The sequence below is a fragment of the Marinomonas ushuaiensis DSM 15871 genome (genome assembly GCF_000521805.1).
GTDB lineage: Bacteria > Pseudomonadota > Gammaproteobacteria > Pseudomonadales > Marinomonadaceae > Marinomonas > Marinomonas ushuaiensis.
This window is the reverse complement of the sequence record NZ_JAMB01000005.1, coordinates 75,314-87,821: the sequence shown is the minus strand read 5'-3', so window position 1 is coordinate 87,821 and position 12,508 is coordinate 75,314. Positions and strand designations below refer to the sequence as shown.

At 41.3% G+C, this 12,508-nt stretch carries 10 protein-coding genes; 8 read left to right on the top strand and 2 right to left on the bottom strand.

The window, feature by feature from the left end:
- Entirely contained in the window at window positions 1–1,575 is a 1,575-nt protein-coding gene (lnt, locus tag MUS1_RS07330) for an apolipoprotein N-acyltransferase (RefSeq protein ID WP_051436163.1), read from the top strand.
- A gap of 63 nt (window positions 1,576–1,638) precedes the next feature.
- Here the strand turns inward: lnt and MUS1_RS07325 are convergent, their stop codons facing one another.
- Entirely contained in the window at window positions 1,639–2,058 is a 420-nt protein-coding gene (locus MUS1_RS07325) for a leucyl-tRNA synthetase (RefSeq protein ID WP_036160926.1), read from the bottom strand.
- 186 nt (window positions 2,059–2,244) lie between these two features.
- On the opposite strand from MUS1_RS07325, the gene leuS reads away from it, so the two are divergent.
- The 6 genes from leuS (at window position 2,245) to MUS1_RS07295 (ending at window position 10,436) form a co-directional block, all read left to right on the top strand.
- Window positions 2,245–4,692, top strand: coding sequence for a leucine--tRNA ligase (gene leuS / locus MUS1_RS07320; protein WP_036160923.1), 2,448 nt, complete (start codon window positions 2,245–2,247; stop codon window positions 4,690–4,692).
- Window positions 4,693–4,755: 63 nt separating this feature from the next.
- Window positions 4,756–5,271, top strand: coding sequence for an LPS-assembly lipoprotein LptE (locus MUS1_RS07315; protein ID WP_036160706.1), 516 nt, complete (start codon window positions 4,756–4,758; stop codon window positions 5,269–5,271).
- A gap of 50 nt (window positions 5,272–5,321) precedes the next feature.
- Window positions 5,322–6,353: a DNA polymerase III subunit delta gene (gene holA / locus MUS1_RS07310; protein ID WP_036160703.1), complete on the top strand. Its 1,032-nt coding sequence runs from the start codon at window positions 5,322–5,324 to the stop codon at window positions 6,351–6,353.
- Window positions 6,354–6,397: 44 nt separating this feature from the next.
- Window positions 6,398–7,054: a TIGR02466 family protein gene (locus MUS1_RS07305; protein WP_036160700.1), complete on the top strand. Its 657-nt coding sequence runs from the start codon at window positions 6,398–6,400 to the stop codon at window positions 7,052–7,054.
- Window positions 7,055–7,183: 129 nt separating this feature from the next.
- Entirely contained in the window at window positions 7,184–7,792 is a 609-nt protein-coding gene (locus tag MUS1_RS07300; protein WP_036160699.1) for a flavin reductase family protein, read from the top strand.
- Between the two features lie 28 nt (window positions 7,793–7,820).
- On the top strand, window positions 7,821–10,436 hold the full coding sequence (locus MUS1_RS07295) for a cyclic nucleotide-binding domain-containing protein (protein WP_036160697.1): 2,616 nt from the start codon (window positions 7,821–7,823) through the stop codon (window positions 10,434–10,436).
- A 130-nt stretch (window positions 10,437–10,566) separates the two neighbouring features.
- On the opposite strand, the gene MUS1_RS07290 is transcribed toward MUS1_RS07295, so the two are convergent.
- Window positions 10,567–11,178 (bottom strand): LysE family translocator, encoded by a 612-nt coding sequence (locus MUS1_RS07290; protein ID WP_036160696.1) that lies wholly within the window; start codon window positions 11,176–11,178, stop codon window positions 10,567–10,569.
- Window positions 11,179–11,581: 403 nt separating this feature from the next.
- On the opposite strand from MUS1_RS07290, the gene dapA reads away from it, so the two are divergent.
- Window positions 11,582–12,454: a 4-hydroxy-tetrahydrodipicolinate synthase gene (dapA, locus tag MUS1_RS07285; protein WP_036160693.1), complete on the top strand. Its 873-nt coding sequence runs from the start codon at window positions 11,582–11,584 to the stop codon at window positions 12,452–12,454.
- Window positions 12,455–12,508 lie beyond the last annotated feature (54 nt).

Sequence of the window (12,508 nt, the reverse complement as noted above, 5' to 3'; positions counted from 1 at the left end):
ATGTCATCATCTCACCCCGACCTAACCAACACGACAACGGGGTGGGAGCCTCGCTTTTTCTCACTGCTCGCGACACTTCCACCTAAGTTACTTGTTCTTATTGGTATAATGTCAGGTGCATTGGGCGTTACAAGCTTTTCACCTTTTCATTTCTGGCCAGGTTATTTCATTAGCCTAATCGTTTTCAGCCTGCTTGTTATTACAAGCCCGAGCGCAAAAACCGCTTGCTGGAGAGGCTCTTCCGTTGCGCTAGGTTTTTTTGGAACTGGCGTTTCTTGGGTCTATGTCAGTATTGCAGAATATGGCCAAGTCGGTGTTTTTATTGCTGGCATCATCACCCTTGCTTTTGTTTCAGTGCTTTGTCTATTTTGGGCATTTTCAGCATGGCTATCATGGCGCTTGATGCACCGTTTCTCTCAGCTACCGACCAGCCTATGGATAACACTTGTACTGATATTGGGGGAATTTGCTAGAGGCACATTATTTACTGGCTTTCCTTGGTTACTACCAGGCTACGCCATTGAAAATACCTGGTTGTTCGAATTGCTCCCTATCGGCGGCATTTGGCTATCAAGTGTTTGTGTAATACTCACATCCAGCACCATTGCTAGCCTACTATTAAAAAGAACCAATCAAGTTATTCCTGTTTTAACTGTCTTTACTATTTGGATTGGATCGGCTTTCTTAAGTTACTTTCCTGCTTCATGGGTAGAACAAACAGGCACATTAAAAACCACTTTGGTTCAAGGCAATGTAGAGCAAGATGAAAAATGGCTTGCTCAAACAGCTAGCACATCTCTTGCTGATTACCAGCAAGCAACCATGAGGCATTTAGACAGCGACCTTGTTGTTTGGCCAGAAACAGCAATTACGTATGCTTATTCTCAGATAAGACCCCATCTCACCTCTTTCAGAGAGGAATTGACTGAAAGCAACACAACCTTAATTACAGGCGTCCCTGATGTCAGTGATGATGGAAAAGACTACTACAATGCAATTTGGGCAACTGGTAATGGTTTTGGTCTTTACTACAAGCAAAGGCTGGTTCCATTCGGTGAATACATCCCTCTTGCTGAGTATATCGGCCCTATTCTCGATGTGTTTGGCATGCCTATTTCCAACTTCAAATCTGGTGACGACAACCAACCTGTTCTCCAAGTCGGTGAATGGGGAATTGCACCTTTTATCTGCTATGAGATTGTCTACGCGGAACAGGTTAGACGCATAGTGCGAGACAGCGATTTTTTAGTCACCATCAGTAACGACGGTTGGTTTGGTACGTCTTTTGGTCCTTGGCAGCACTTACAAATCGCCCAATTTAGAGCAAAAGAAGCAGGTCGTTATTTGATTCGAGCAACCAATACAGGAATTACCGCATTTATTAATGAGAAAGGAAAGATTGTTGCTCAAGCGCCACAATTTGAAAAAACAACCTTAACAGCTGAAGCCAAAGCCTTCACAGGCATCACGCCTTATGTCCAGTGGGGTTATTGGCCGACGATTACCTTACTTATGTTCTGCGTGGCGTTTTCGTTTTTAAGTGGCTTGCTCATCAGAAATAAAAATATGTCATAAATAATAAATTGCGACAAAAAACGAGCGACTCAATTAGAGTCGCTTGTTTTATGGTCTAGATTATTATTGCTGATGGGTCGACATCAAACCATAGTGACATATTTCACAAGGCGCTAATGCCTGCTGAGTTTCCAATACATTGTCATGACCACAAGACATGCAATGGTAAGTTCCCGCTTCAACCAAGCTACCAACCACATGACATTGCTCTAAAGGCACTGGATTATTATTGGCGTGATTAATTAGCCATAACAAAGCGGTATCTTCTTTTTCATCTAACTCTTCAATAAGCTCATGCCCTTCATCAAGCACAAGGTGCCAATTGGCATTGACCCAGGCTTCGGTATAACCCATTTTGTCGTGCCAGTACGCTGTCATTAGAGAGACATCTTCAACCAACCAATCCTTAGCCCCGACTAATGTCTTACGCGCTTCTTCGACTAAATCAGAACTCTTTGCGCTTTTTGGTGAATCTTTTTTCATAGATTTCATAACTCCTTCTCCATGCACCTTCTAATTAAGGCTTCATCTCTATAAAATAGCGTATATTTTCAAACTCTGTTGGCCATTTCAGCATTATCTTGCGCTATGTCGTTATAATGCTTCAGCTTTATCAAAAGAGAATACAGCTCTGCCAACCTCACGTCGATCATGGGATACGATTACATCATGCAAGAACAATATAATCCGCAGCAAATTGAACAAACTGCACAATCTTTTTGGGACGAAAACAAAGTCTTCAAAGCCGTCGCTGACTCTAGTAAAGAGAAGTTCTACTGCCTTTCTATGTTCCCTTACCCAAGTGGCCGACTGCACATGGGTCATGTACGTAACTACACCATTGGCGACGTAATTTCTCGTTACCAGCGCATGCAAGGCAAAAACGTTATGCAACCTATGGGTTGGGACGCTTTCGGTCTTCCTGCAGAAAATGCGGCCATTAAAAACAAAAGTGCACCCGCTAAGTGGACAATGGAAAACGTCGCTTACATGAAAGGCCAATTAAAAGAGCTTGGCTTTGGTTATGACTGGGATCGCGAACTAGCGACCTGCACACCTGAATATTACAAATGGGAACAATGGTTCTTCACCCAGTTAATTGAAAAAGGCATGGCGTACAAAAAAACCGCAGCCGTAAACTGGGATCCAATTGACCAAACCGTACTGGCAAACGAGCAAGTTATTGATGGGCGCGGCTGGCGCTCCGGTGCTTTAGTAGAGCGTAAAGAAATTTCTCAATGGTTTATTCGCATTACAGATTACGCCGAAGAACTACTAAACGATCTTGATCAACTAGATGGCTGGCCTGAAAAAGTAAAAGCCATGCAGCGCAACTGGATTGGTCGTTCTGAAGGCTTAGAGTTTAGCTTCGCAGTGGAAGGTAAAGAAGATCGCTTGTCGGTTTATACCACTCGTCCAGATACGATAATGGGCGTAACCTATGTTGCGGTTGCAACTCAGCATCCATTATCTCTTGAAGCCGCAAAAAACAACGCAGAACTTAAAGCCTTTATCGAAGAAAGCAAGCTTATGTCGACAACAGAAGCCGACATGGCAACCGTTGAGAAAAAAGGCATTGATACTGGCTTCAAAGCTGTTCACCCAATTACTGGTGACATCGTCCCTGTTTTCGCAGCGAACTTCGTATTAATGGAATACGGATCTGGTGCTGTGATGTCGGTTCCAGCGCACGATCAGCGAGACTTTGAGTTTGCTAAAAAATACAATTTACCTATCAAACAAGTAGTCAAACCAGCTAGCGAAGAAACCTTTGATATTGAAACAGCGGCTTATACAGAAAAAGGTATCTTATGTAATTCTGGTGAATTTGATGGTTTGGCTTTTAAAGAAGCGTTTGATGCAATCGCAACTTGGATGACTGAGCACAAGCTTGGTGAAGTCAAAGTAAACTACCGTCTTCGTGATTGGGGTGTGAGTCGTCAGCGTTATTGGGGAACACCAATCCCAACGATTAACCTAAAAGACGGCTCTGTTGTGCCTGTTCCAGAAGATCAATTACCTGTTGTATTACCAACAGACGTTGTGATGGATGGTGTTAACTCTCCAATCAAAAATAACCCTGACTTCTCTAGCATTATGTTTAATGGTGAAGAAGCTGAACGCGAAACTGATACGTTCGATACTTTCATGGAATCTTCTTGGTACTTTGCTCGTTACTGCTGTCCAGATTCAAAAGACGCGATGCTAACGGAAGAGGCTAATTACTGGCTTCCTGTTGACCAATATGTGGGCGGTGTCGAACACGCTATCTTGCATTTATTGTATTCACGCTTCTTCCACAAGCTTCTTCGTGATGCTGGCCTTGTAAAATCTGACGAACCATTCAAGCGCTTGTTAACGCAAGGCATGGTTAACAAAGACGGCACTAAAATGTCGAAATCGAAAGGCAACACTGTTGATCCTCAAGAAATGATTGAGAAATACGGTGCCGATACGGTGCGCCTATTTATTATGTTCAGTGCGCCACCTGAACAATCTTTGGAATGGAACGATACCGGTGTTGATGGCGCGTCTCGTTTCTTACGTCGTTTGTGGGCACTTTCTTATCGCCATACCAATGCAGGTAAAGTGGGTGAATTAGATATTTCTGCATTGAATGGCGCCCAAAAATCATTGCGTCGTAAAACACACGAAACGATTCAAAAAGTAACTGACGATATTGAACGCCGCCAAACATTCAATACAGCCATCGCAGCGGTTATGGAATTGTGCAACGAAGTCAGTAAGTTTGAAGATCAATCTGAGCTTGGCCTTGCGGTTGAACGTGAAGCGCTAGAAGCGGCAACCTTGTTATTGTCACCTATTGTTCCGCATATTTCGCATCAGCTTTGGATAGACCTTGGCCACACAGATAACGTAGTCGATACACCATGGCCAACATTAGATGAAGATGCCTTGATCAAAGATGAGCTAACCATCGTTGTTCAAGTACTTGGTAAGAAGCGCGCTGAATTAACGGTTTCTGCCAGTGCAGACAGTAAAACAATAGAAGCCGAAGCACTGGCTCACCCAAGTGTGACCAAGTTCCTTGAAGGCAAAACGGTACGTAAAGTGATCGTGGTTCCTGGTCGCTTGGTTAATATTGTTGCTAATTAAGTTAGGCTCTTAAGGGATGACTCTGTCGTCCCTTATTTTCTTTACAAAATAGAGACTAGGTATATGGTAATCAGATTCAAACAGGCTTCTCGCCTACTTTTACTTGCATTGTTAACCATGAGCCTTGTCGCTTGCGGCTTTCATTTACGTGGCCTAGTTGAGCTTCCAACACAGCTTAAAATACTCACAATCAATTCTCAAAGCGGATCAGATAATTTCGATCGTGCATTGCGCATTGCATTAAACAAAGCAGGTGCAACGGTTGTAGAAAAAGTAAATGCGACTGAGAATACATTAGAGCTAAAAATCAACCCAATAACTTTATCTGATACCGAGCTAGCCACTAACTCGTCAAATGATACATCACAAGTACACAGAGTATTAAAAGGCCATTATTTTGTTCGTCAAAATGATGGAAAATCCGTGTATGGCCCTAGATCGATCAGCACAAGTAAAACCTTGACCAATCAAGACGGCGAAGAAAGTGCAAAACTGTCTTATAACACAGCTCAAACAGAAGAAATGTACGAGGTATTAGCCACTCAGCTTGTTAGTGACCTAAGTTATGCCCCGCTTTAACCAGCATGACATTTAAGCGCATCATTTAGGCTTTTTTTTAGGTAAAAGACATGAAAGTTCGAGTTGATCAACTAGAACAACAACTCAAAAAAAACCTCGCCCCCTTGTATATTATTTCGGGGGACGAGGTTTTATTGTGCCAAGAAGCCGCTGATAGCATACGTAAAGCCGCTCAATCCCATCAAATTGAGGAACGTCTACGTTATGTCGCTGATGCTCAGTTTGATTGGCAAGACGTTATTAATGAAAACCAAAGTTTGTCTCTCTTTTCAAATCGCCGCCTGTTTGATATTCAGATAGATAAAATGGGTGAAAAGCACAGTAAAGCTTTAGCCCAACTTGGTCAGTCTCTTAGCGAAGACAACACGATTTTACTGACAATTCCTAAGATTGACGCACGCACACAAAAAGCAAAATGGTTCACACAGTTAGAGTCACAAGGTGTTTTTGTTCAAATTTGGCCTATCGACGCCAGCCGTTTACCAACATGGATACAACAAAAAGCACAAACGCTTGAGCTTTCTTTGACTCGCGATGCTGCCAGCATAATCGCTGAGCGTAGTGAAGGTAACTTACTCGCTCTTTCCCAAGAGCTCGAAAAACTGGCTCTTTCCCATGGCCCTGGCGCTAAAATCACCGAAGAAAATGTCATTGCCGCCGTATCGGATAGTAGCCGCTACTCCATTTACGACCTCAGTGACCGGATTTTAATGGGCAAAGCAAAAGACGCCATGCATTGCTTAAATCAACTGCTTGGTGAAGGCGTCGAGCCCAACATTATTCTTTGGTTGTTTAACAGAGAAATTCAAACTTTAGCCAACCTTTTACAAGCCATGCAGTCCTCCAGCTTACGTCAAGCTTGCCAAGCAGAAAGAATTTGGGACAAACGCGTTACCTTTTATGAAAGCGCTATGTCACGTCACAACAAGATTACCCTACCTTATATGCAAAACTATCTAGCCCTTATGGACAAAACTGTCAAAGGCTTAGAAGGGCCCGATATCAACACCGGATTTCGCAATCTTGTCATGATGTTTTGTGGCTACAAACCCGTTGTGACAGAGCTGGATTTACCTGTTTAATATTAAAACAACCCCAATATAATTTTCAGATAGGCTTAGAGGATATGATCGATACTCCCATCATCGAAGAAATTAACGTTTGGACAACTCCACTTTACGTTACTCAAATGCCAGATCATGATTTCTTAAAAGACGCCTTGTTAGCTGCTGTTTATCAACAGAAAGCAGCACAAACCATAGCAATTGAAAGCCGAGTCGCGCCTAAAGCAAAGCACGCATTGCATGAAAGTACTTTAGACTTTTTAGAACTAGCTGACGCCAATATCATGGAAGCGAAGCGGACTTTTGAAGAGCTTATTCTTGAAATTGCAGCGTCTGTTAATAAGGCATTTTGGCCTGAAGACATGGAAGCTGACGCGCATATTATAGAATCTTGGTATCACGTGACGCAAAATGGTGGTTACCACGACGTACACTCTCACCCTAATTGTTCATGGTGTGGGATTTATTACCTTGAACCCGGTGATGCAAAAGACGAAGGCAAAGGCGGCCTCAATCGATTTTATGATCCTAGAGCCAATGCAGAACATTATGCAGATCCTGGTACAGCCTATTTAGGTAGCCAAGGCGTCTGGGACTTTACCCCAACCGAAGGGCAAATTGTGATTTTTCCTTCTTATCTAAAGCACTCAGCTTTGCCATACTTTGGCCAAAAAGATCGAGTGGTTATTGCGTTTAACAGCATCATTGAAGCTTATTAATTTGTTTCTTTAAAGTTGGCTTTAAGATTAATTTCATAAACTTACACTCAAGCATTCACAATGGACGAGTATTTGTAGTAATTTAACTAGACAGGTTTCTAACTATTTTTATTACTATGAGGTAAGTTTATGCGGTTTCAGTTTGATCAATTAAGTGGCAATCAGCGCTACCACCTAATCACTCAAACCATTACTCCTCGCCCAATCGCGTGGATCATGACGAAAAATGAAAACAACAGCTTTAACCTTGCTCCTTTCTCCTATTTCTCTGCTATCTCTTCCGATCCTGCATTACTAGTGGTTTCCATTGGAAACAAAATGGATGGCCTTGCTAAAGATACCAAACAGAACTTAATACGTGAAAAGGAATGTGTTTTGCATATTCCAAGTGGCGACCTAGCCAACGCAGTAAATGAGAGTGCAGCTAATTTAGATTATGGTGAATCTGAATTATCCCGAGCTGGAATATCACTTACCAATTTCACCCAAACACTGCCTCGTATTGCAGAAGCCAAAGTCGCTATTCACTGCCGATTATTTGACATACATACATTTGGCAACGCCCCATTTAATGCAATTTACTTAGAAATATTGGATTTATACGTTGATGACGATCTGGTCTCTGAAGAAAATAATCGCACGCACATCGACAATAAAAAGTTAAACCCTCTGGCGCGACTCGGCGGTAACGATTACGCGCTGCTAGGTGAAACAGTAACGATTAAACGCCCTAACTAGAGCGACAAAAAATTTCGAGGTATCAAAGATGGACGTTAAATCACAAGTACTGGCTTTTCCTTTTATGGCCAACATCGACGCAGAATTAGCGTCTTCACTAACAGATCTCGCGAGTATCAAAACACTAAAAGCAGGCGATGTATTAGCAAAACAATTTGAGATCGGTCAACATATTTACTTTCTTCTGGAAGGTGAAGTGGCGATATCAGTTCCTCTTCAAGAGTCAGGGAAATCTTATAACGTTGGTTCAATCAACCATGTTATGTCACCTATTGGTTGGTCTGCTTTTCGACATCCATCACGTTATGCAACCACATTTACAGCAACTAAATCTTCTAAGCTGTTAGTTTGGCCAATTCTTGAATTACAAAAAATTCTGGATACGAATTTCGTCTTCGCAAATCAATTTTTGCAGTTTGTCTACCAAGAATCTCTGCCTGTTTTAACGAATATTCAAAACCAAACTCGTCCTTTCTTTTCCAATGAATCTTTGGCTTTTGAAGAAACTCGTCCACTGATTAATTCGGAAAAACAAGTTCATGCACTAAAAGATGCAATCAACTTGCTTAATTACGCACCATTTTGTGAGTCATTCACTCAAGCTGAAGTTCACGCACTGGCAAAAAAGTCATCTATATTATTAGCACATCAAGGCGATATTTTATCTCAGCAAGACCAACCAGCAGATGGTTTGTATTTACTGATCAAGGGTAAGGTTGTCGTAAGTTACCAAACAGATTCGGGCGATATTATTACCACTCGCTCCATTTCTCGTGCTGGTACGGTATTGTCTTGGACAACAGAAAATGTTTCGCTAAAAAATCGTACCTCAATTATTTCCTCAAGGGACAGTAGTGTCTTATTTATTAAACGAGATGACCTTCTCGACATTTTCAAAGATAACCCCAAATTTTCTGTAAAATATCTATATCGACTTATTTGGTTAGTCGGCACTCATTTACTGGCCGCTCGAATGCGCTATCTTTCACAAATTGCAAATGATGAAACCTTAGCTGTTTGTAATGTGATTGAACAAAATGCTGCTCTTTTACCAGTGAGCTCGCCTTTATACAAAGTCAGCGAGTTGCTAAAAAGCGCAATCACAACAGATGAAGCCTTTGGCGTACTCTACAAATGTTTGCACTTTGGCAGCGTACTAGAAAGAACCATCTCGGGCATGTGTTTAGATATATTGAAAGACTTACAACGCGAAAATGCCTTTTATCGTCATCTACAAAATGTTTACGACAGCATAAACCGTTTACCTAAAGAAACATCCGCCTTAGACGCAAGACGCCTAGGAACAGAACTTTTTAAACAAGCCTTCCAACAAGTTCCTTATGTTATTAAAGGGTTGGAGAATTTACCTAAAAAAGCCGGTTCTTTGTTTATTTACAACCATTTATTAGGCTCGCCAACTAACCGCTTACCTAATGGTTTCCGTTTCTCTATGGATGCTCAATTCATTGGTTCTATGATTATTGACAATGAATACGGCATTTCCGGACAGCGTGTTGTGCGCCGTAGTAAAGAAAGCGAGTTCTGGCGTGACGACTTCTATGAGCGTTTTGGCAATCTTTTTATCAACAGTTGGGAAAATCTCACCAGAGACACACCAGAATACGACCACTTCATTGAACAATCTCAAGAAACGTTGAAACAAAACTTACCCTTAATAATTTCTCCAGAAGGTAAGAGTTTTGGTACTCATCAGTCTCCAGGTACTTTTTTACCCCATGCGTTTGAAGTGGCAGGCTCTATGGGCAGCGATGAACCATGGATCGTTCCTATTGTTGTAGCGAATTTTGATAAGCGTGCAGATCACAATATTTATACTGTAATCATAAAACCTGCGTTCAAACTGTCTAGCAAAGTCGATTACAAAGATAAGGAAGCCTTAACTAACTTCCTAATCGCCTATCAAGAAGAATATAAGGGTTACGTCAATGAAGCGGTTGAACTGTCGAGAGAGATTCGCCAGTACCCTATTTTCAGTGGCAAGAATGGCTATCGTTCTAATGTTATGAGCCTCAACCAAATTGATGTGGAGTTTGAATCAGACGTCCGCGAACTTGAATTCCATCTATCTCATCAAGAATATAAAGAACAACCTGTTGCATTTTATGGTTCATCAACCATGCGCTTATGGAGTGATTTCTCTCGTCATTTCCGTGACAAAGATGCCATTAACTTGGGGTTTGGTGGCGCGACGCTAGAAGCCTGTGTTTACTATTTTGAGCGTATAATTTTACCTCATAAACCGCGTTCTTTGGTTATCTACGCTGGAGATAATGACATAGGCAACCATTATGATTGCAATAAAGTCGTTGAACTTTATATCGAGCTTTTACAAAAAATAGACCGTCATCTTCCTGGAATTCCAGTGACGCTACTTAGCATCAAATGTAGCCCGGCTCGTTTAAAAATGCGCCAAACAATAGAGAAAACCAATTTACAATTAGAGCGTTTGGCAAAGACTCGACCAAACACGAAATACATTGATTTGTTCTCCACATTATTAGATCAACAAGGTGAGATTAAAGAAAATTTGTTTGAAGGGGATAGACTCCATTTAAACAATAAAGCCTATGAGTTATGGACAAAAGATTTATTGAAAATAGAAGGTTTCATTTTTAATAAATAATACAAGCCGTAGATTAAAAAATACGACTTAGTTCATACAAAAATCCCCGCTACTTGAGCGGGGATTTTTCGTTTAGATTTACGTATGCCCCTTAAACTCACGAAATTAAATGCAGGAGAATCAAAAATATTTAGCCTATAACGACTTTTAAGCCAATTAAGGTCAATAAACAGCCCATCACTCGATCAACCCAAACCATATTTCGACGTAACCAAGGTAAAACTGGACCACTCGTCAATAACAAAGCAACAAGAATGTACCAACCACTATCAATCACAACAACGGTTGTCCAAAATTGTACTTTCATCATTGCTGTCATTTCAGCGTCTACAAGCTGACTAAAGAGAGCCAAAAAGAAAAGTGCAATTTTAGGGTTCATTAAAGCAATCAATAAACCATCTCGGATTGACTCCCAATAAGAAGATTTAACGGCTTCTACTTCATCTATTTTTCCTTTACCAGCATAACGTAATGCTTTTATACCAAGCCATGCTAAATACAGACCACCTAACACGGTCAAAATAGAAAAGGCTTGTTGGTGTTGTTCAATAAGAACGGCCATTCCTTGTAACGTGATAAATACCCAAAAACCAATACCAGCACCATGAGACAATGAAGCCAATACGCCATGAAGTGCAGATTGAGAAACAGAAACACGAAGAATGACCGCCAGACTCGGGCCAGGTGAAATGGCTCCCATCACGCAAACAACAACTAAAGACAGCCAAGTTGTTAAATCCATATTTTATCTCATTTTATTATTTTGAGGTGATGTACTCATCATTCGGATTTAGACTTGAATAAGCGTACTTATAATGCAGTGACATATTATCGAATACCACTCAAAAAATCGAATGACGTCATTAAACTTGAATTTAAATTTAGGCTTAAACAAAAACGCGCCAACATATTGACCTTTATCAAAAAAAGGATCAGCATAAGGAGACTAACTATTAAGAAATACCCATTAAATTATGAACACAATTATCTTATCTAAACACAACGGCGATAAACGTAAGGCAAAAAAGCTTTGCGGTGCTGGCATGTGGAATTAAGGTTAAAACAACTCCCGGCAGCATTCTCGCTGACGGTTTATCTTTCCCTTCAGTAGCAGAATACATACCGGCCCAAAATGAGGCTACAATATGTTCCACGGCGCAATCACAGCATTAATTACTCCTTTTCGTAATGGTCAATTAGACGAAGACGCTCTACGCAATATTGTGCGTTGGCAGATTGATCAAGGCATCAATGGCCTAGTTCCTGTTGGTACAACAGGAGAATCTCCAACGTTAAGCGAACATGAACACAAGCGCGTTATTGAGATCACCGTTCAAGAAACGAATAAAGCCGTTCCTGTGCTTGCTGGTGCTGGTTCAAATAACCCAGTGGAAGCCGTTAATTATTCTGAGTTTGCCTATCAAGCTGGCGCGGATGCGACTTTGCATGTAGCGGGTTATTACAATCGACCTAACCAAGCTGGTTTATACGAGCACTTCAAATACGTTCACGACAACAGCAAACTACCGATTATTCTTTACAACATTCCGCCTCGTGCTGTTGTTGGATTGAGTGTCGATACCTTAGTTAATCTTGCTGAGTTGCCTCGTATTATCGGCGTAAAAGACGCCACAGGCGATCTAACGCGCCCTATTCGTGAACGTGCACTGATCAAGACACCATTTAACTTTTTAAGTGGCGATGACATCACTACTGTTGCCTATAATGTTGGCGGTGGCCAAGGCTGTATTTCTGTCACATCAAATGTTGCGCCGAAGCTTGTTGTTGAGCTTCAACGACTATGTCGTGAAGGTAAATACAACGAGGCATCTCAGCTGCAAGATAAGCTTTTTGAACTGCACAATGCATTGTTTATCGAGCCAAACCCAGCCGGACCTAAATACGCAGTCTCATTACTTGGTCTTTGTACTGACGAATGTCGCCTTCCAATGGTGCCATTACAAGACAGTACAAAAGCAACGATTCGTCGTATCATGGAAGAGCTAGAACTTATCTAAAATAGCGTTTAAGAAGCACAAAAAACCTGCATAGAAACACTATGCAGGTTTTTT

Coding starts and splice junctions, on each gene's coding strand:
- MUS1_RS07300 (WP_036160699.1), top strand. CDS start 7,184: ATGCGGTTTCAGTTTGATCAATTAAGTGGCAATCAGCGCTACCACCTA.
- MUS1_RS07325 (WP_036160926.1), bottom strand. CDS start 2,058: ATGAAAAAAGATTCACCAAAAAGCGCAAAGAGTTCTGATTTAGTCGAA.
- holA (WP_036160703.1), top strand. CDS start 5,322: ATGAAAGTTCGAGTTGATCAACTAGAACAACAACTCAAAAAAAACCTC.
- lnt (WP_051436163.1), top strand. CDS start 1: ATGTCATCATCTCACCCCGACCTAACCAACACGACAACGGGGTGGGAG.
- dapA (WP_036160693.1), top strand. CDS start 11,582: ATGTTCCACGGCGCAATCACAGCATTAATTACTCCTTTTCGTAATGGT.
- MUS1_RS07305 (WP_036160700.1), top strand. CDS start 6,398: ATGATCGATACTCCCATCATCGAAGAAATTAACGTTTGGACAACTCCA.
- MUS1_RS07290 (WP_036160696.1), bottom strand. CDS start 11,178: ATGGATTTAACAACTTGGCTGTCTTTAGTTGTTGTTTGCGTGATGGGA.
- MUS1_RS07295 (WP_036160697.1), top strand. CDS start 7,821: ATGGACGTTAAATCACAAGTACTGGCTTTTCCTTTTATGGCCAACATC.
- MUS1_RS07315 (WP_036160706.1), top strand. CDS start 4,756: ATGGTAATCAGATTCAAACAGGCTTCTCGCCTACTTTTACTTGCATTG.
- leuS (WP_036160923.1), top strand. CDS start 2,245: ATGCAAGAACAATATAATCCGCAGCAAATTGAACAAACTGCACAATCT.